Below are 19289 nucleotides of genomic sequence, written 5' to 3' on the forward strand. Positions count from 1 at the left end.
TTTCTCTCAGGTGCACGCACACAAAGGCGCTGCCGGGGCAACCATCGGCGCCCCGGCGGATCGTGCTTGATACGTCAGATCAGTTCTTGGCCTTCGGCATCTGCGACACCAGCGACAGGCCGATATCCATGCCTTCGACCTGGAAGTGCGGGATGATGAAGAGCTTGATGCGGAAGAAGCCCGGATTGTCTTCGATGTCCTCGACGGTCACCTTCGCTTCGCGCAGCGGATGCGACGCCTGCAGCTCGTCGCCCGGGTCCTTCATTTCGGTCACGAGACCCTTGATCCAGCTGTTCAGCTCAAGCTCGAGCAGACGCCGGTCCTTGGTCGTGCCGATGTTCTCGCGCTGAATCAGCTTCAGGTAGTGGGCGATGCGCGACAGCAGGAAGATGTACGGCAGGCGTGCGTTGATGCGGCTGTTGGCCGTCGCTTCCTTGGTCTCGTACAGCGCGGGCTTCTGCGTCGAGCTGGCCGAGAAGAAGCACGCGAAGTCGTGATTCTTGTAGAACGAAAGCGGGATGAAGCCGAGATTCGCGAATTCGAACTCGCGCGTCTCCGGAATCAGCACTTCGGTCGGGATCTTCGGCTGCACGCCCGTGCCGAGGTCGTACAGATGGACCGGCAGGTCCTCGACCTTGCCGCCTGCCTGAGGGCCGCGGATCTGCACGCACCAGCCGTTGTTCACGAAGCTGCGCACCATGTTTGCCGCGAACGCGAACGACGCGTTGACCCACAGATACTTGTCGTGGTCCGGGCCCTTCACCGCTTCTTCGTAGCTGAAGGCACGAACAGGCGTCGTATCCTTGCCGTAAGGCAATCGGCCGAGCACGCGCGGCATCGTCAGGCCGACGTAGCGCGCATCGTCCGTGTCGCGGAAGCTCTTCCACTTGATGTATTCGGCGCGATCGAAGTAGTTGCCGATGTCCTGAATGGCCGCGACCTCCTCCATGGACTTCTTCCCGAAGAACGCCGCACCGACCGCACCGATGAACGGCATGTGCGCGGCGGCCGCCACCTTCGAGATGTTGCGCAGCAACGCCACGTCCTGCGGCAAATGCGTGAACTCGAAGTCGCTGACCATCGCACTGATCGGCTGCCCGCCCGGCGTGTCGTACTCCTCGATGTAGGTCAGGCGATACAGGCCGCTCTGGATCAGCTCCGGCGTATCCTCGAAATCGCGCTGCAGCGCATCCTTCGATACGTCCAGAACCTCGATGCGAGCGTTCTTGCGGAAGTCGGTGCGCGAGACGAGCATCTTCAGGCCACGCCAGCGACCTTCGAGCGCCTGGAAGTCCGGCGTGTGCATCACGGCATCGAGCTGCCGGCTGATCTGGCGATCGAGTTGCCCAATGTAGAAATCGAGCAGCGATTTGTCGAGGCGGTCGACCGGCTTGCTTTCCTTCGCGATGAGGTTGAGCAGCGCATCCATCCCGCGCGCCACACGCTCGTCGGCCGACGCTTCCGACAGCGTATCGTTATCGCGAAACGCTTCGAGCGGCCGCGCTTCAGCGACCGGCTTCAGGTTGATCTTGTTGCACAGCGCGGCGTAAACGCTGTCATTCTCGAGCACGACCGTTTCCGATGCGCTCTGACCTGCTTCATTCTGTTTCATGGTTCTCTCAGTCCCGTTCCGTATGGCTGCGTGGTTGCTCGAGGCGGTGACGGCCCGCTTCGGCCGGCCCTGCTCAGGCATGGCCTTCCGGTTGCGTAGCGGCCGTGGCGATCTGTGCCAGTTCGCCACGCAGCTTGTCCGTGAGGCGCCGGTCCTTCAGGATCTTCTCGAACTCACGGCGGAACGTGCCGTTGTCGAGCAAATTCGACTTGAGGTCGCGCAACAGATTGCGCATCGCCAACATCGCTTGCAGTTCCGGAATCTGGCGAGCGACCTGCTCCGGCTCGAAATCCTTCATCGAGCGGAATGCGAGATTCACCGGGAGTTCCGAGCCGTCGCCGGCCAAGGTGTTTTCCGCAGCAATCTTGAGATCCGGCGCGTAGTCGGCCAGGACAGCATCGAAGTTGTTCTTGTCGATATTGACCTTCTTCCGCTCGGCCAGCGGCGCCTGCTCGCGTCCCGCGCTGAAGTCGCCGGCGACGAGCAGCTTCAACGGTAGCTCGACCTTCTTCTGGGCCCCGCCCGTATGCAGATCCAACGTGATTGATACGCGACTCTTCGGAATTTCTCTCTGGAAGCTATCCATTTGCAATCCTTAATTGTTGATGGCCATGCATGGGCAGGCACGCGATGCGTTCGGCACGATGCTGACCTGTTCGATGCAACGCATACGCATGCAATGCGTGGCATGCCCCGATCGACGCTTCATCGTGTGGTCTCCGTTCGTACGGCGAAATCGCATCGCACTTATACACGGTAAACCCGACGCCCGTCAAAACGAGTCGTGTCATTGCCATTAAATTAAATGTAAAAAACAGTCATATCGTGAATTAATGTTCACATTTGAGAATCGCGACGTTATCAAAATAAAGAATTTGTCGATCACAAAAGATCGCTTCAATTGTGACTGAATCTACGTGTAACCCACTATGTACTTGAGTTTCGCGAATTGACAATTTGTGTGCCACCTCTTTCGAGGCGACGCTTCGATTGATCTCAAAAACAAAATATCTAGAAATAGATTGTGTCTATATTTGACATTTTTCCGTGCTCACCAGTCTCGTCATTAGTAAACCAAACTACTTGGATTTAACGTTATTGGTTGCATGTTTATCAGAAGATCGTGTATAGGTTACGCCCTTGTACCGAATAACGATCAGACGCACCACACGAGAGACCATGCGAATCGAGAAGCCACTTTGGCACGAGGGCCTCATCCTGACACAGCAGCATTTTCAGCAGCAGGACAGGTGGACCGAATTTGCGCTACGTCAGTACGCCTCCGCGGCAATTTCAGAGCCGTGGGGAACGCTTGCCGTCGAGGTCGACGAGGAGGCGCTGGCGACTGGGCGCCTGAAACTCGCCCGCCTGAAGCTGTGCTTTCCGGACGGCACCCCGGTCGATACAACCATTGCCGATGCGCTGCCTTCCGCGCGCGATCTGACGCAAGGCGTGCCGGCGGACGTTCATAGCGTCGTCGTGCTCGCAGCGCTGGCGCTGCCGGATGCGAACGGCAGCAACTGCCGTTTCGACGAAACCTCCCTTGCTCGCCCGCGGCGCTCATACCGTGAATTCGTGAAGGTCACGGACCTGAATGGAACCGGCGAGACCGAAATCGCGGCCGAGCGGCATGCGATTCGCCTGCTGTTCGACTTCGAATCGCATGCCGACGATACGGTCTGCGCAATCGCTCGACTGACGCGTGGATCGAGTGGCCAGTTTCAGGTCGATCATCGGTTCGTGCCGCCGTGCCTCACGCTCGGCAGCCATCCGCTCCATCGCGAGCGGATCAATCGCGTTGCGGACATCCTGCACGCCAAGAGCCTCGCGCTCGGTGCACGCCGTAGCGAGCGCATCGAGCAGGTCGCCGAATACGGCGTGGCCGACGTGCAGCTCTTCTGGTTGCTTCACTGCATCCATGCGGCGTGGCCGCAGTTGCGGCTGTTTTCTACGCATCCGAGCCGGCCTCCGGAACATCTGTACGCCACCCTGGCACAACTGGCCGGCGCGTTGATGACCTTCTCGACGGGCGCCCAACTGACCGACATTCCGGCGTACGACCACGTGCGTGCCGACGAGGTGTTCGCGACGCTCGAGTCGACAATCCGGGCGTTGCTCGACGCCATCATTCCGTCCCGGGTCGTATCGATCGGCCTCACGCGCAAAGGGCCGACCACCTGGACCGGCCAGTTCCTCGATGAGCGCATCGTTGCGGACGCCGCAGACTGGTACCTGTCGGTCAACGCGCCGATTCCCGCGTTCGAGCTTGTTGAAAACTTTCCGCGGCTGTGCAAGATCGGCGCGCCTGACGATGTCGAACACATCATCAATTCCGCGCTGCTCGGCATTCCGCTCAAGGCGGTCCAGCGCGTGCCGGGAGCGATCCCGGTGCGTCTGGACAACCACTACTTCGCGCTGGACTCGGCCAGCGCCGTACACACCAGGATGCTCGCCGCGCGGGCGTGCCAGATCTACCTGCCCGCGTCGGTACCAGACGCTTCGCTCGAACTCTACGCGGTGCTGCACGCATGAACGCGCTGAATCCCAACCGAAACGACATTGCCCTGCTGCAGAATGCGGCGGGCGCCGGCGGCCCGACCGTCGACGGGATTCGCGATCTGCTGCGCGACACGGCGCTGCTCGTGACGACACTCGGCTCGGGTGGTACGACGCCTGACCCGGTCGCGTTGCGCGGACGGTGCGTGCAGCTCGTCGCGCAGTTCGCAAGCGACCTGGAGCGACGAGGCTTTCCGGACGATGTCCGCAACGAGGCGCTGGTCGCGCAGTGCGGGCTGCTCGACGAGGCAGCACTGCGACATCTGCCGGGCGACTCCCGGTCCGCATGGGAGAGCAAGCCGCTGCAGGTGGAGCAGTTCAACCTGCACGAAGCGGGCGAACGCGTGTTCGAGCGACTCGACGCCCGCATGCGCGAGCCGTCGCCTTCGGTCGCCCTTCTCGAGTGCTACTCGGCGATCCTCGGGATGGGATTCGTCGGCCGATACGCTCGCGACGGTGAAGCGAAGCGCGCTGCGTTGATTGCGTCGCTCGACGCCAAACTGGAAACGCTGCGCTCGACCTCCGATCGGCCGTTTATCGCCGATCGTGCCGGACGGCGGCTGTCCGATTGGTTCTACCGGCTTTCCCCATGGGCAATCGCCGGACTCGCCTGCATCGCCGCCGCGGTTGTATGGGGCGTCTGGTCCGCGGCGCTCGACGCGCAGCTCGCACATCTTGTGACCGCAAAGGCTGCGCTCCCGTGAAGTCCGACCTGCCTGTTCTGTCTGTAGCTTCGACGCGGACGCCCGATCGGGGTCACGAAGGGCTCGGCTATCCGTCGCGAGTCATCTTCGCGTACTCAGCCGCGCTGGCGCTCGCGGTGATCTGGCTGGTGTTGCCGCTCGGTCCGGGTGTCATCTGGACGCTCACTGTAATCGTCGCCGTCGTTACGCTCGCGCTGATGGGGTGGTGCACATGGCAGCTGTCCCGCGCGCGTGAGCAGAGTGCGAACGTGCTTGCCGCGCTGGGCGCCGCGACGTCGGACATTCCGGTGAACCTGCGCACGCGCATGCCGCTCGTGCTGATGACCGGCGATGGCCTGCACGCGTTATTCGACCGGATTGACGAATCCCGTCACGTGCACGTCGGTGACGGCGGCATCTGGCTGCGTGTCGACCGCCCTCAGGATCTGTCGCGACTGGCCGTAGCGGTCAGGCAATGGCGTGACGGCCGGCCCCCCGACGGCGTCGTGCTGTCGGTCGCACCGGCGTTGCACGCGGGGGTGGACGTGCTGACGCAAAAGCTGCGCGTCATTCGGCAGGCAGTTGCCGATGCTACCCGGATGCTGGGCACGCGATTACCAGGGTACGTGGCGGTCTACCAGCGACTTACCACCGGCCCGGCCGATTTCTCGATGCCGGAGTGGTACGGCGTTTCGTCGGCTACTCAAATGACGGACGCCGATCGTTTCGAGTCCGTGATCCGTGCGGCGGAGGATGCGGTCCGGCGTGCACATGACGATCGCGTGGCCGCGACGCATGCAGCCGCGCTTGCGTCGATCGTGGGTTGGACGCAGCGCATCGTGCTGGGCGCGCTTGCGGACCGACTGCAGCCGGCGACTCCGTGGGCATTGTTCGGCGCCGGCTGGGTCGACTGCGGCCCCGCAAGCGGACCGGACGCTCCGTGGGAACGCGATGTCGAAATGCAGACTCGCGTGAGACGTGCAACCTCCCTCACGTCGCCGGCGCCGTGGCCGCTCCCTCAGCCGCTGATCGAGGCGATGCCCCGGCGATACTGGATGTCGCCTCGCCTGGCAGCCATCGCGCACGCGCTCGCTCTGCTCGCCTGCGCCGCCGCCGTCGCGTTCTGGGGGGCGGCCAGGAACAACGAAGCCCTGCTGACCCAAATGGGTTCCGATCTCCATCGCTATTCGACGATCCCGGCCGGTCGTGACGCCGCGAAACGCGACGCGCTGCAGGCATTGGTGGCCGATCGTGATCAGCTTGACCGATATGCACGCACCGGCATCCCGATGCGCTTGTCATTCGGCATGTACCGCGGTGCGCGGTTGATGCCGGTGCTGAACGATGCGATCGCATCGTATGTGCCCCCACCGCCGCCGCCCGCTGTGGTCACGCTTGACAGCATGTCGCTGTTCGACAGCGGTCGCGCGCAACTGAAACCCGGCTCGAACCGCGCAATGGTCGACGCGCTCGACATGATCAAGTCACATCCCGACAAGCGAATTCTCGTTGCCGGCTACACCGACAACGTAGGCGATCCGGACAGCAACCTGAAACTCTCCACGGCGCGCGCAGAGGCCGTGCGCGACTGGCTGATCGACGCGTCGGGTATTCCAGCGACGCAATTTGCGATCCAGGGTTATGGCATCACGCGACCGATCGCAAGCAATGACATGCCTGACGGGCGTGCGAGGAACCGCCGCGTCGAAATTACGCTGATTCCGGATCTCCCCTCCGACCACGGTGTGGTCAAGTAAAGAACAGGCTTTAGCCCCTGAAGCATTTCGCTTCGGGATTCTGAGGCTCGGGGGCTCGCTCCGGGCAACATTAGCAGTACGTATAAAGGAGTGAAGAAATGGCAATTCCTGCCTATATGTGGCTCAAGGATGATGGCGGCGCCGACATCAAGGGTTCGGTGACGGTTCAAGGCCGTGAAGGCAGCGTCGAGCTCGTCGCATTCGATCACGGCGTGCACATCCCGACCGACGGCAACACCGGCAAACTGACGGGTACGCGTGTTCACAAGCCCATCACGCTGACGAAAGAGACGGACGCGTCGACGCCGTATCTGTACAAGGCGGTGACGAGCGGCCAGACGCTGAAGTCGGTCGAGATCAAGTGGTACAAGATCGACGACTCGGGCAAGGAGAAGGAGTATTTCAACACGAAGCTCGACAACGTCAAGATCGTCGCTGTGAATCCGGTGATGTACGACATCAAGAACCCGGACTACGAGAAGCACAACCACCTCGAAAACGTCGAGTTGCGCTACGAGACGATCACGTGGTCGTACAAGGACGGCAACATCATCCACAAGGACACCTGGAACGAGCGTTCCTGATCCTTATCGCACGGTCGGAACCGCCGAGTCTTTTAGCGGTTCCTTTGCCGGCCTGAACTGGTCTGGCCGGCCTTTTTCTACCCGGGAGCGAGCCACGCCGATGGTTGCGGCTTACTCCCTTCCGTATCCAGGCATCGACATGACTCCGCGCGACACTACTCACCTGCTCCGTCGGCTGAATCCGCACTGCGCCACGGCGCTCGAAGCGGCCGTGAGCCTATGCCAGACGCGTCTCGCGGACGAAATCACGGTCGAGCACTGGCTGCTCAAGCTGCTCGAAGCGGCGGACGGCGATATTCCCGCGATCCTGGGGCACTACGGGATCGACATCGACACCGTCTGGGATGCGCTCATCGCCGCCATCGACCACCTTCCCCGCAACCTGCGGGGTAAGCCCGCGCTCTCCCCGCAACTGGCGACCATGCTGCAGGATGCATGGATGCACGCGTCGTCGGAGACGGATGACGCAACCATCCGGTCCGGCAACCTGCTGCAGGCGATTGCCGATACGCCCCATGTGCTGCGTGCCCGGAACGCATGGCCGCTGCGGTCCGTCAGCAGCGCGCAGGTCCATCGGATTCTGCCTCGCCTGGCCCATCGGTCTTGCGAGGGCCGGTTCTACGAAGGCAGTGAAGGTGGAACGGACGACAGTTCGACGGCTCCTACCGAAGACAATACCCGGGAGACGGTCGCGCGCATTGCGACGATGACGCCTGCGCCCCAGCGGACCACCGAAGGCGATGCACTCGCCCGTTTTGCGATCAACCTGACCGACAAGGCCCGCCGCGGCGACATCGATCCTGTATTCGGCCGGGATCGCGAGATCCAGCAGATGGTCGATGTGCTCGCGCGCCGGCGCAAGAACAATCCGATCCTCGTCGGTGAGCCGGGCGTCGGTAAAACCGCACTCGTCGAAGGCCTCGCGCTGCGCGTTGCCGACGGGAGCGTGCCCAACGTCATTCGCGACGTACGCATTCTTACGCTCGATCTCGGACTGCTGCAGGCCGGCGCCGGCGTGAAGGGCGAATTCGAGCAGCGCCTCAAGAACGTGATCGACGAAGTGCAGGCCTCCCCGATGCCGATCCTGCTCTTCATCGACGAAGCCCATACGCTGATCGGCGCAGGCAATTCCGCCGGCGGTGCCGACGCAGCCAACCTGCTCAAACCCGCACTCGCGCGCGGCGAACTGCGCACGATCGCGGCGACAACATGGTCCGAGTACAAGGAATTCTTCGAGCGCGACGCCGCGCTCGAGCGACGTTTCCAGATCATCAAGGTCGACGAACCCGACGATGATGCGGCTTGCCTGATGCTGCGCGGCCTGAAGAACCGCTATGCGGAATACCACAACGTGCACATCCGCGACGAGGCGCTCGTCGCGGCTGTCAAGCTTTCGCGCCGCTACATCCCGGCCCGGCAACTTCCGGACAAGGCGGTCGACCTCATCGATACGGCCGCCGCTCGCGTGCGCATGGGTCTTGAATCGCCGCCGGCAGAACTGCAGCGTGCAGGCGCAACGGTTGCCGCCCTCGAACTGGAGCAGGCGATGCTCGACTCGGACGCGCAGGCCGGCATCGACGACGTTGCGGGCCGACGCGCGGTGCTGGAAGGCGCATTGACCGAGGCACGCAACGTCCTGACAGACCTGAAGGCCCGCTATGTCAGTGAGCTCGAACTGGTGCGTCTCGTTCACCGGCATCGGGCCGCGATCAGCGAAAGCAGCTCGATGCCCGAGCGCAACCCGCTCGACGAAACCAGACATCAGCTTGCCGATCGACAAGGCAGGACGCCATTGGTCTTCGTGGACGTCGATGCATCGGCGATCGCGCGCGTCGTCGCGGAATGGACAGGTGTGCCTGTCGGCAACCTGATGGAAGACGAACTGCAGAGCCTGCTGACCCTCGAGCAGCAGTTGGCCAAGCGCGTGGTCGCGCAGGACGACGCGCTGACCGCGCTCGCGGAGAGCCTGCGTACCGCGAAGGCGGGTCTCAAGAATGAACATGCGCCACTCGGCGTATTTCTGCTCGCAGGAACATCGGGGGTCGGCAAGACTGAAACGGCGCTGGCCCTGGCCGACTTGCTGTTCGGCGGGGAGACGGCGCTCACGACCATCAACATGTCGGAATATCAGGAGTCGCACACGGTATCGCAACTGAAGGGATCCCCGCCCGGCTACGTCGGTTACGGCCGCGGCGGTATCCTGACCGAAGCCGTGCGGCAGCGTCCCTACAGTGTCGTACTGCTCGACGAGGTCGAGAAGGCCCACCGCGACGTGCTGGACATGTTCTATCAGGTGTTCGACCGCGGCACGATGCGCGACGGCGAAGGGCGAGAAATCGATTTCCGCAACTGCGTGATCCTGATGACCTCCAATCTTGGAAGTGCCCAAATCGACGACGTGACCGCGAACAATCCGGACATCACGCAGGCGGCGCTACTCGACGCAATTCACCCGCAGTTGGTGGCGCACTTTCAGCCTGCCCTACTGGCTCGCTTCCAATCCATCGTCTATCGGCCGCTCGACACCACTGCGCTCGCGTCGATCGTGCGGCTCAAGGTGGCAAAAGTCGCCGAACGCTTGCGCCGGCAGCACGAAGTTGAACTGGCGTGCGATGACTCGCTGGTCGCGGCAATGGCGGAGCTTTGCCTGGCGCGCGAGTCCGGCGCACGCAACGTCGATGCGTTCCTTGACCAGCGCATCCTGCCCACCGTATCCCGTGAATTGCTCGTGCGCATGGCGGCTGGCACCACGCCCGCGAAGATCGTTTTGTCGGGTTCGGCCGACGGAAATCTGACAATCGATTTTGTCGATCGTGACGACGCTGCGGCCGGGACGACAGAACCCACCACCACCGCCGTGTCCGTGTAACGGACGAGGATGACCATGCAGCCGGGACCCTCCCTCTATGACATGCTGCTCGGCCAGATCGGCGGCGAGCCGCTTGGCGCCTATGACGACCGGACACTGGAATGCATGAGCGTCCAGCAGAACGTACAGCGCATCCTGAACACACGGGCTGGCGCACTCAAGCACCTCCCCGACTATGGTCTGCCGGACCTGACGAACATCTACAAGGCGCTACCCGCTTCAGCCCACCTGCTCAAGCAGCAGATGGAAGCGACGCTTTTGAAATATGAACCACGTATCCGCTCGATCGACGTCGCGATCCTCGAGAACGACGATCCGGGCATACTGGTGAATTTCGAGATGACGTGCCATCTGAAGAAGGCCGGACTCGTACGGTTCGGCACGTACTTCGAGCCGCCCGGCCGTATGTGGATCAAACGCAGAATTCCGGAGCGCGGTTGATTCGACGATTATTCGCGGAGACCAATGTGAACTGCCATTTCGCGCGGCGTTACCGCACGCGGCCGCACCAGACATCGGTCTCGGAACAAGGACACGTGGTGCGCCACCACGTCGCTACCCGGCCGATTGCGAGCAGGTTTCCGCGCAACGGTTGACGCATTGTCCGACCCGATGCCGGGTGGCAAACGGCCCCAAGCAGCCTTTCGATCGAGGTCACACAGGTTGGCCGGCGCGGATGCGGCCGGCCTGCGGCGACTTTCTGGTCGGGGAGGAGCTGATCGGAGCAATGCCCGAGGATCAAAGGTACCCGTTGTTGGCATGAGCGCCCCCTCCACTGGAACGCCCCCCGCCCCGCATCACCGCCCGTAAAAAACGACCGGCTCCGGTTCCACACCCCCGCTGCATCGCCTCGACGCGCGCGGTCCGCCCGCGTCGCGCATCTTCGGTGTTGTGCAGCGGCATCCCGAGATCGAGCACCACTTGGTCGGCGCCCGGCACACCGCCCGCCGACCACGCTTTCAGCAGCGCGCGGATGGCCGCATACGAGCGCGTCGGGCCATTCGCCAGCCGGATCGCCAGATCCTGCGCCGCTTTTTCCACATCGGCTTCCGGAACCACGAACGCGGCGATCCCCAGTTCACCCGCCGTCGTGCCCGACATCACCTCGCTCAACATGACGTAGCGTGCCGCACGCGCCGGCCCCGCCCGTTCCGCGATCCGTTGAACGGCACCGCAGACGGGTATGGTGCCGACCGACGGCTCGATGCAGCGAAACGATGCGTTATCTGCCGCCACGACCAGGTCGCATGCGAGCGCCAGTTCGAACGCACCGCCCCAGGCCCGGCCGCGCACCGCACACACGGTCGGAATCTGCAGCGCTTCGATCTTGCGATACGAATGATGCATGTCGCTGATGAAGGTGCGCCACGCGTTGAATTCCTTGTCGATGAAATCGAGGATATCGCCGCCCTGGCTGAAATTCGGGCCTTCCGCACGAACCAGCAGCGTGCGGATGTTCGCTTCGCTGGCCTCGTGGATCGCGTCGCTCAGGTGTTCAGAAAACGCGGTGGCAATCAGGTTGAGCGGCGGGTTGCCGAGCACGATGTGGCCAACGGAATCGTGACGCTCGAAACGGACGGATTTCATGTGTATCTCCTTGATCAGGCAGTTTTGCTGGTATTCAGATCGAGTTCCCGGATCATGCTTTCGCGCATCGCGAACTTCTGCGCCTTGCCGGTCACCGTCATCGGCATGTCTTCGACGAAGCGGATATAACGCGGGATCTTGAAGTGCGCGATCTGGTCCCGGCAGAAGTCGCGGATTTCGTCCTCGGACGCATCCTCGCCCGGCTTGAGCACGATCCACGCGCAGATCTCCTCGCCGTACTTTTGATCGGGCACCCCGAATACCTGCACGCTCTGCACCTTGGGGTGGCGGAACAGGAACTCCTCGATCTCGCGCGGGTAGACGTTCTCGCCGCCGCGAATGAGCATGTCCTTCACGCGCCCGACGATATTGCAGTAGCCGTCGGCATCGATCGTCGCGAGGTCGCCGGTGACCATCCAGCCGTCGCGGATCGAATCCTGCGTGCGCGCGTCGTCATCCCAGTAGCCGAGCATGACCGAGTAGCCGCGGGTGCACAGTTCGCCCGTCTGCCCAATCGGCACGACCTTCCCGTCCGCATCGACCACCTTGCACTCGAGATGCGGCTGGATGCGGCCGACTGTCGACACCCGCTTGTCGAGCGGATCGTCCGTCGCGCTCTGGAACGACACCGGGCTGGTTTCCGTCATGCCGTAGGCAATCGTGACTTCCGTCATGTGCATGTTCGCCACCACCCGCTTCATCACCTCGATCGGACACGGTGCGCCGGCCATGATGCCGGTGCGCAGGCTGGAGAAATCGTGGCGAGCGAAATCCGGGTGGTCGAGCTGCGCGATGAACATCGTCGGGACGCCGTGCAGCGCGGTGCAACGCTCGTCGCTCACGGCCGCCATGGTGGCCGACGCATCGAACGCCTCGCCCGGAAACACCATGCACGCGCCGCTGGCCGTACACGCGAGGACCGACATCACCATGCCGAAGCAGTGATACAGCGGTACCGGCACGCACAGCCGGTCCGTTTCCCGCAAGTTCATGGCCGCCGCCACGAACCGTGCATTGTTGATGATGTTCCGATGCGTCAACGTGGCGCCCTTGGGCGCGCCGGTGGTGCCGCTGGTGAACTGGATGTTGATCGGGTCGTTGGCATCGAGCGCCGCGGAAATCGCATCCAGCTCGTCCATCGGCACGCCCGCGCCGCGCTCAAGCACCTGCCGATACGTCAGCATGCCCGGCGTGCGCACCTCCTCCATGCGAATCACCCATCGCAGCGTGGGCAGCCTTGCCGCACGCAATTCGCCGGGTGCGCAGTGCTGCAGCTCGGGGGCCAGGGTCTGCAGCATGTCCAGGTAGCGGGATGTCTTGAACGACTCAGGCGCGACGATGGCCTTGCAGCCCACCTTGTTCAGCGCGTATTCAAGCTCCGCAAGCCGATACGCCGGGTTGACGTTGACCAGGATCAGACCGAGCCGGGCGGTCGCGAACTGCGTCACGGTCCACTCGAACCGGTTGGGTGACCAGATGCCGATCCGGTCGCCCCGGCGCAGCCCCATCGCATGCAGGCCGGCGGCCATCGCATCGACCTCGTCGGCGAACGCCTGCCAGTTCCAGCGCACGCCCTGCGCGCGGAATACGACGGCGGGACGTTCGCCGTGAAGCTTCACGGTCTCGGCCAGCAGTGCCGGCACGGTCAGTTCGCTCAACGCGGAGCCGGTGGCGCCTTTGACGTAGGACAGTCCATTGACCGGCAGCGTCGCAACGTCGCAACGTCGCCGGGCCCGGATGTTCCAGGCTGCATCTTCATTCGTGCCTCCAGAGTTTCACCGGCGCAACGCTTGCCACGACTCGCGCGTGGGCTTCGTCTGAACCGTTTCTGGATTGCATCATTATATCTTCCTCGGAAGATGTCAATACGGGATTTTTCCCGTATCGCGGTGAGAGGTGGTTTCCGCATGACCAGCCCTTAAAAGGCGAAGAAATCTACGATTTCAACCCGGGAAATCGAGTGGAAAGATGCGCGCGTACGCTCTCGAAATACAAGCGGATACCATCCGTGGAAGCTTGTAAAAATGTCTTCGCCGTGATGCAAGCCCGCACGAACGACGCGCGCACCGTTTCTTCAGAACATATGGCGAATGCCGACCATCACCCCGGTCTGGTCCACGCCTGGCGCCGGCCACGAAGACGTGCCCGCGGTGCCGCCGTCGATCGTGAGCACGGAGTTGCGTTGATTGAAGATGCGCCCTGCCGTCACGTACACGGAGCTGCGCTTCGACAGCAGATACATCGCGCGCGCCGCAATCACGGAGGCGCCGGCGTCGTATCCGTTCACGGTGAGATGGCCGAACTGCGCGTCGAGGACGATGCTCGGAACCGGCAGATAGGTCGCCCCGAGCCACCAGTAATTGCTGCTCGCATCGAAAACGCCCGGTGCCATCTCCCCGTGGTTGATGCGGTGCAGGAAGCCGCCGCCGATCGTCGCCGTGCCGAATTTCACGTAGCCGTCGATGACGGCTCGGGTGTCGGTCTGCGAGCTGCTCGGCAGCGGCGAGTCGGGCCCGCCGCCGCCATAGTTGCGATCGAACGCGGTGGAGATGCCCCAGCTGTCCGCCTCGTATTTCAGCATCGCGGAGATCGACTTGCACGCGCGGTAGTCGGTCGGCGACTGGCCCGCGCATCCGCCGGCGGCCGCGGGCGCGACCGCGTCCCGCCCGAGCGAATAGCTGACGCCGAAGGTGAGGCCCGACGACGTAATGCTGTAGACGATCGTATTGTCGAGACGTGCCTGGGACAGATAGGTGTCGAGCAGCCCTGCCGCATAGATGTTCGGCCCCATCGTATCGCCCGGTATCGCCCAATAGATCTGCGAATACTGACGGCCGACCGACAGCGTGCCCCACCGCCCCGACAGCCCGACGTACGCCTGCCGGCCGAACAGGCGGCCGCTCTGGTTCAGCGTCCCCTGCCCCGGCGAAAAACCCGACTCGAGCACGAAGACCGCGCTCAGGCCGCCGCCCAGATCCTCCTTGCCGCGAAGGCCCCACCGCGACGGCAACGACCCGGTGAGTTGCGGCACCTTCACCACACTCTGCTTCTGGGGGCCGACGTTCGTCACGTATTCGACGCCGGTATCGATGATCCCGTACAGCGTCACGCTCGATTGCGCGTGCGCCGCTCCCGACGCGCACATCGCGAGCGTCGACAGTCCGAGCCGGACCGCGTTGCGCCGCGTTATCCCTTCTCCAAACCCATTTGTCCTCAGACACATTTTTGCTGCCTCCATGTAGTTCACATCTTCCACGGAAGATAATAATCACACATCTTCCATGTCAACCAGTAACCGGGTCGTGAGTTACCCTATGCTTGTTCGAAGAGGCGCTTGTACGGGCGATTTGCGCGAAATTTCGGCCCATCATAGTTTTCCCTACCTCGACTTTTGGTTCATCGTTATCTATCTTCCACGGAAGACGAATGAGATTCGTCTGATCCAGTTCATGTGGCGAGACAGGAAAATGAAAGAGTCAGAAGATCATCAGGCGGCCGCTCATCCCCGGAGCATGCCGTCGCCGGCCGACACCGCCGGCTTCGTCTGGAGCGACGACTACGCGCTCGGTCACGGGTCGATGGACGACACGCACCACGAATTCGTCGCGTGCGTGAACGCGCTGCTCACGACGCCGGACGACGATCTCGAACGTGCGCTCGACGCGTTTGCCGAGCATGCGCATCACCACTTCGGCGACGAGGATGCCGCGATGCGCGACACGGCCTATGGCTCCGCGGGCTGCCATATCGACGAGCACGCGGCCGTGCTGCGGTCGATCGACGAGGTTCGCGCCGCACTGGCCGAAGGCCAGCCGCAGGTCGTCCGTGCATTCGCCCGCGCGTTGGCCGGATGGTTTCCCGAGCACGTGCGCGTGATGGACCAGGGGCTCGCTCGCTGGCTCGTTCAGCAACAACTGGGCGCGGCCCCGGTGGTCATCCGGCGCCGTCTTGCGGTCGCGGCGTGACGCACGTCCCCCCCTTTTTCATTCGAATGCTCATCATGGAACAGAACCCCCTCTCACCGAACGCGTTGCTGCGCGTCGGCGTATCCGCGAAGACGTGGCTGGCCGACGACATCGTCGGTTATGAATTCGCGTCGCTGTCGGACGATCGGTTGCCCGACTTCGAAGCGGGCGCGCATATCGACGTGCACTTGCCCGGCGGGCTCGTGCGCCAGTACTCGCTGTACGACCTGCCCGGCGAGCCGTCGCGCTATCGCATCGGCGTGCTGCGCGATCCGCAATCGCGCGGCGGATCCGCGAGCCTGCACGACGACGTCCGCGCGGGCGACGTGCTGTCGATCAGCACGCCGCGCAATCACTTCGCGCTGCACCGTGGCCCCGAGCAATCGCTGCTGTTTGCGGGCGGTATCGGCATCACGCCGATCCTCAGCATGGCGCAGCAGCTGGCGCGCGAGCACCGGCCGTTCACGATGCACTACTGCGGCCGATCGCTCGCGCGGATGGCATTCGTCGAGCGCGTGCAGCAGATGGCGTCCGTCGACGATCCGCGCGCACGGGTACAGGTTCACGTCGACGACGGCCCGGTCGAGCAGCACCTCGACGCGCGCGCCGCGATCGGCTCGCCGTCGGCCGACAAGCATCTGTATGTCTGCGGCCCGACAGGCTTCATGGATCACATCCTGCAGACCGCGCGCGCGCTCGGCTGGGACGACGCGCATCTGCACCGCGAATATTTCGCGGCGGCGCCGGTCGAGCCCTCCGACGAAGACAGTCCGTTCGAAATCGAAATTCACAGCAGCGGCGAAGTGATCCAGGTGCGGGCCGACCAAAGCGTCGCGCATGCGCTGCTGGATGCCGGTTTCAATCTGCCGCTGTCGTGCGAACAAGGCGTTTGCGGCACCTGCATGACGAGGGTGCTGGCCGGCGAGCCCGACCATCGGGATCTCTATCTCACCGACGACGAAAAAGCGCGCAACGACAGCTTCATGCCGTGCTGCTCGCGCGCGAAGACTGCACGGCTGGTACTCGATCTCTGAGGCCGCCGCCCGCGACCCGCTGAACACTGCAACGAGGGAATCCACATGTTGACCAAGCAGGACAATGAACTGATGTGCCGCACCGGCCCGGGCACCGCGATGGGCAATGCGATGCGCCGCTTCTGGCTGCCGGTGATCCAGTCGTCCGATCTGCCGCAGCCCGACGGCGACCCGAAAACGATCGAGCTGCTCGGGCAGCGGTTCGTGGTCTGGCGCGACCGGGACGGCAGGCCCGGCCTCTACGACGAAGGCTGCCTGCACCGCGGCGCGTCGATGCAGCTCGCCCGCGCGGACGGCGACGGCCTGCGCTGCATCTATCACGGCTGGAAATTCGCGGTGGACGGAACGGTGCTCGACACGCCGAACGTTCCCGATCCGAAATTCAAGGACCGCATCAGGGGCCGCACCTACCCGGTGCGCGAAGCGGGCGGTCTGATGTGGGCGTATCTCGGCCCGGCGGGCAACGCGCCGCCGTTCCCGCACCGGGCATTCATGGATCAGCCGGATGCGCATCGCATCAACGTGTGCGCGATCGTCAACTGCAACTTCGTGCAGGTGATCGAAGGGCTCGTCGACTCGTCGCATCTGACCGTGCTGCACAGCTCCGCGCTGGCCCAGACCAACGACTCCGATCTGGATTATGCGGGGAAGATCACGCACATGCAGTTCGACGCGGCTCCAGCGATCGAGGCGGATGAAACGGATTTCGGCTTTCACTACGTCGCGATCCGCCAGGCCGGTGACAACCGCATCGCCCGCGTCACGTCGTTCATCACGCCGGGCTTCATCGCCAACGCGAACGGCGACGTGTGGCTCGCCGCGGTGCCGATCAACGACGAGCGCTGCTATTTCTTCCACGTGTGGTGGGATGCCGACAAGCCCGTCGGCGAAGAGCCGCTGCGCAGCGCGCAGCTCAAGTTCGTGGGACTCGACGAGCCGACGCTGCGCAAATACGGAATGACGCTCGACACCTGCGACTCGCCGGCGGCGATGTCGTTCGCCAATGGCTATGGCCAGGATCGTCACGCGCAGCGCGGCGGCCACTTCACCGGATTCGACAGCATCACGCAGGAAGACGCCGCATGCAGCATCTCGAGCGGCGCGATCCGCGACCGGTCGCAGGAAATGCTGTCGAGCGCGGATCTCGCGATCAGCCGCCTGCATCGCACGCTGCTCGCGTGTGCGCGTGCGGAGCGCGATCAGCAGGACATTCCGGCGTTGCGCGCGGAATCGGGTCGTGCGATCGGTGTGTCCGGCGAAATCGGCCCGGGCGAGGACTGGCGACAGCTGGTTCCGCACCACCGGATCGTGTCGTCTTCCGGCACCCGCACGCAGCGCAACGCATAACCCAGTCTGAAACAGGAGTTCGATATGTTGAGCCACGACGATAACGAAATGCTGTGCCGCGTCGGTCCGGGCACGCCCGGCGGCGCATTGATGCGACGTTACTGGCACCCGGTCTGCACGTCCGCGCAATTGCCGGACCCGGACTGCGCACCGCTGCGCGTGCGCCTGCTCGGCGAGCAGTACGTCGCGTTCCGCGACTCGAACGGCCAGGTCGGCCTGCTCGAGGAGCTGTGCATGCACCGCGGCGCGTCGCTCGCGCTCGGCCGTGTCGAGGAAGGCGGCATTCGCTGCCTGTATCACGGCTGGAAATTCAGCGTGTCCGGCGCCGTGCTGGAAACGCCGAACCACGCGGACCCGAAATACGCGGCGCGGATGAAGGCGCCCGCGTTTCCGGTGCGCGAGGCCGGCGGCATCGTGTGGGCCTACGTCGGCCCGAAGGAACTGGAGCCCGCGTTTTCGCGCTACGCGTTCATGGATGCGGCGCCGAACCATCGCGTCGTGCTGCGCATCAACGTCGCGTGCAACTACCTGCAACTGGTCGAAGGCGGCGAGGACAGCTCGCACGTCGGCGTGCTGCACACCAACATGGCGCGGCCCGGCTGGAAGGACGACGCGTTCACGCGTAATCCGGACGTCGTGAATCCGGCCGCGCTCGCGTCGAACGATCTCGAACCGTCGCTGAAGATCGAGGACACCGCGTTCGGCTTTCACTACGTCGCGCTGCGCAAGACCGATGAGCCGGGCGTGCGCAATGCGCGCGTCGTGCCGTTCATCGTGCCGTACGGTCGCATCATTCCGGCGCCGGCGTTCTTGTTCACCGTGCTCGAAGTGCCTGAAGACGACACGCACACGAGCACCTACATCGTCGTGCACGGCGATTCGCCGGTCACGGAAGACAAGATCATCGAACTGCTCGGCCTCGACGATCCGAAGTATTACGATCGCCAGAACTGCACGTTCAACGCGAGCTGGGCCGATTCGTTCGGCCAGAGCCGCGAGCGGATGAAGGAAAACTGGACCGGGCTGCGCGGCGTCGAAGTCGAGGACGCGACGATCGGGCTATCCCAGGGGCCGCTCTACGACCGTTCACGCGAGCATCTGGTGCCCGCGGACCAGGCCGTGGTGCGGGTGCGCCGTGCGCTGCTGGCAGCGGTCAAACGTGTGATGAACAACGAGCCGCCGCCGGCGCTCGGGCTCGATCTGCGCGGCGTCAGCGCGTGCGACCGGCCACTCGCGGACGATGCGGCGTGGCAGGAACTGCTGCCGACGCATCGCGACACCATCGAAGCATGAGG

15 protein-coding genes are annotated in these 19289 nt (G+C 63.6%); 10 read left to right on the top strand and 5 right to left on the bottom strand.

Annotation, left to right across the window (positions count from 1 at the left end; genetic code table 11):
* Nucleotides 1-79 precede the first annotated feature (79 nt).
* On the bottom strand, nucleotides 80-1612 hold the full coding sequence (gene tssC, locus VL15_RS08905; RefSeq protein WP_048244989.1) for a type VI secretion system contractile sheath large subunit: 1533 nt from the start codon (nucleotides 1610-1612) through the stop codon (nucleotides 80-82).
* Between the two features lie 73 nt (nucleotides 1613-1685).
* On the bottom strand, nucleotides 1686-2198 hold the full coding sequence (tssB, locus tag VL15_RS08910) for a type VI secretion system contractile sheath small subunit (RefSeq protein WP_048244991.1): 513 nt from the start codon (nucleotides 2196-2198) through the stop codon (nucleotides 1686-1688).
* Nucleotides 2199-2791: 593 nt separating this feature from the next.
* On the opposite strand from tssB, the gene tssK reads away from it, so the two are divergent.
* The 6 genes from tssK (at nucleotide 2792) to tssE (ending at nucleotide 10502) form a co-directional block, all read left to right on the top strand.
* Nucleotides 2792-4144: a type VI secretion system baseplate subunit TssK gene (gene tssK, locus VL15_RS08915; RefSeq protein ID WP_048244993.1), complete on the top strand. Its 1353-nt coding sequence runs from the start codon at nucleotides 2792-2794 to the stop codon at nucleotides 4142-4144.
* Nucleotides 4141-4872, top strand: coding sequence for a DotU family type IV/VI secretion system protein (locus VL15_RS08920; RefSeq protein ID WP_048244995.1), 732 nt, complete (start codon nucleotides 4141-4143; stop codon nucleotides 4870-4872). The genes tssK and VL15_RS08920 overlap by 4 nt, the downstream gene beginning before the upstream one ends.
* A complete protein-coding gene (locus VL15_RS08925; protein ID WP_048244997.1) occupies nucleotides 4869-6608 on the top strand; it encodes an OmpA family protein in 1740 nt (579 codons plus the stop codon). Before VL15_RS08920 ends, VL15_RS08925 begins: the two co-directional genes overlap by 4 nt.
* Nucleotides 6609-6706: 98 nt before the next feature.
* A complete protein-coding gene (locus VL15_RS08930) occupies nucleotides 6707-7192 on the top strand; it encodes an Hcp family type VI secretion system effector (protein ID WP_048244999.1) in 486 nt (161 codons plus the stop codon).
* 139 nt (nucleotides 7193-7331) lie between these two features.
* Nucleotides 7332-10061, top strand: a complete 2730-nt coding sequence (gene tssH, locus VL15_RS08935) for a type VI secretion system ATPase TssH (RefSeq protein WP_048245000.1) — start codon at nucleotides 7332-7334, stop codon at nucleotides 10059-10061.
* 15 nt (nucleotides 10062-10076) lie between these two features.
* The gene (gene tssE, locus VL15_RS08940) at nucleotides 10077-10502 is read left to right on the top strand and encodes a type VI secretion system baseplate subunit TssE (protein WP_048245091.1); all 426 of its coding nucleotides are present in this window, start codon (nucleotides 10077-10079) and stop codon (nucleotides 10500-10502) included.
* Nucleotides 10503-10799: 297 nt separating this feature from the next.
* Here the strand turns inward: tssE and VL15_RS08945 are convergent, their stop codons facing one another.
* The 3 genes from VL15_RS08945 to VL15_RS08955 form a co-directional block, all read right to left on the bottom strand.
* Nucleotides 10800-11648: an enoyl-CoA hydratase/isomerase family protein gene (locus tag VL15_RS08945; RefSeq protein WP_230684389.1), complete on the bottom strand. Its 849-nt coding sequence runs from the start codon at nucleotides 11646-11648 to the stop codon at nucleotides 10800-10802.
* Nucleotides 11649-11662: 14 nt separating this feature from the next.
* The gene (locus tag VL15_RS08950) at nucleotides 11663-13387 is read right to left on the bottom strand and encodes an AMP-binding protein (protein ID WP_048245002.1); all 1725 of its coding nucleotides are present in this window, start codon (nucleotides 13385-13387) and stop codon (nucleotides 11663-11665) included.
* Between the two features lie 335 nt (nucleotides 13388-13722).
* A complete protein-coding gene (locus VL15_RS08955) occupies nucleotides 13723-14871 on the bottom strand; it encodes a porin (protein ID WP_053077609.1) in 1149 nt (382 codons plus the stop codon).
* A 244-nt stretch (nucleotides 14872-15115) separates the two neighbouring features.
* Between VL15_RS08955 and VL15_RS08960 the strand changes: the two genes are divergently transcribed.
* From VL15_RS08960 to VL15_RS08975, 4 genes are read left to right on the top strand one after another with little or no spacing between them, the layout of a single operon-like run.
* Nucleotides 15116-15613: a bacteriohemerythrin gene (locus VL15_RS08960; RefSeq protein WP_230684391.1), complete on the top strand. Its 498-nt coding sequence runs from the start codon at nucleotides 15116-15118 to the stop codon at nucleotides 15611-15613.
* A gap of 35 nt (nucleotides 15614-15648) precedes the next feature.
* On the top strand, nucleotides 15649-16647 hold the full coding sequence (locus VL15_RS08965) for a PDR/VanB family oxidoreductase (RefSeq protein ID WP_048245007.1): 999 nt from the start codon (nucleotides 15649-15651) through the stop codon (nucleotides 16645-16647).
* Between the two features lie 45 nt (nucleotides 16648-16692).
* Nucleotides 16693-17994: a Rieske 2Fe-2S domain-containing protein gene (locus VL15_RS08970; RefSeq protein ID WP_048245010.1), complete on the top strand. Its 1302-nt coding sequence runs from the start codon at nucleotides 16693-16695 to the stop codon at nucleotides 17992-17994.
* A 24-nt stretch (nucleotides 17995-18018) separates the two neighbouring features.
* Nucleotides 18019-19287 carry a Rieske 2Fe-2S domain-containing protein gene (locus VL15_RS08975; protein ID WP_048245011.1) on the top strand — a complete coding sequence of 423 codons (1269 nt, stop codon included), beginning with the start codon at nucleotides 18019-18021 and terminating at the stop codon, nucleotides 19285-19287.
* Nucleotides 19288-19289 lie beyond the last annotated feature (2 nt).

The sequence above is a fragment of the Burkholderia cepacia genome (assembly GCF_001039005.1).
Lineage (GTDB): Bacteria > Pseudomonadota > Gammaproteobacteria > Burkholderiales > Burkholderiaceae > Burkholderia > Burkholderia theae.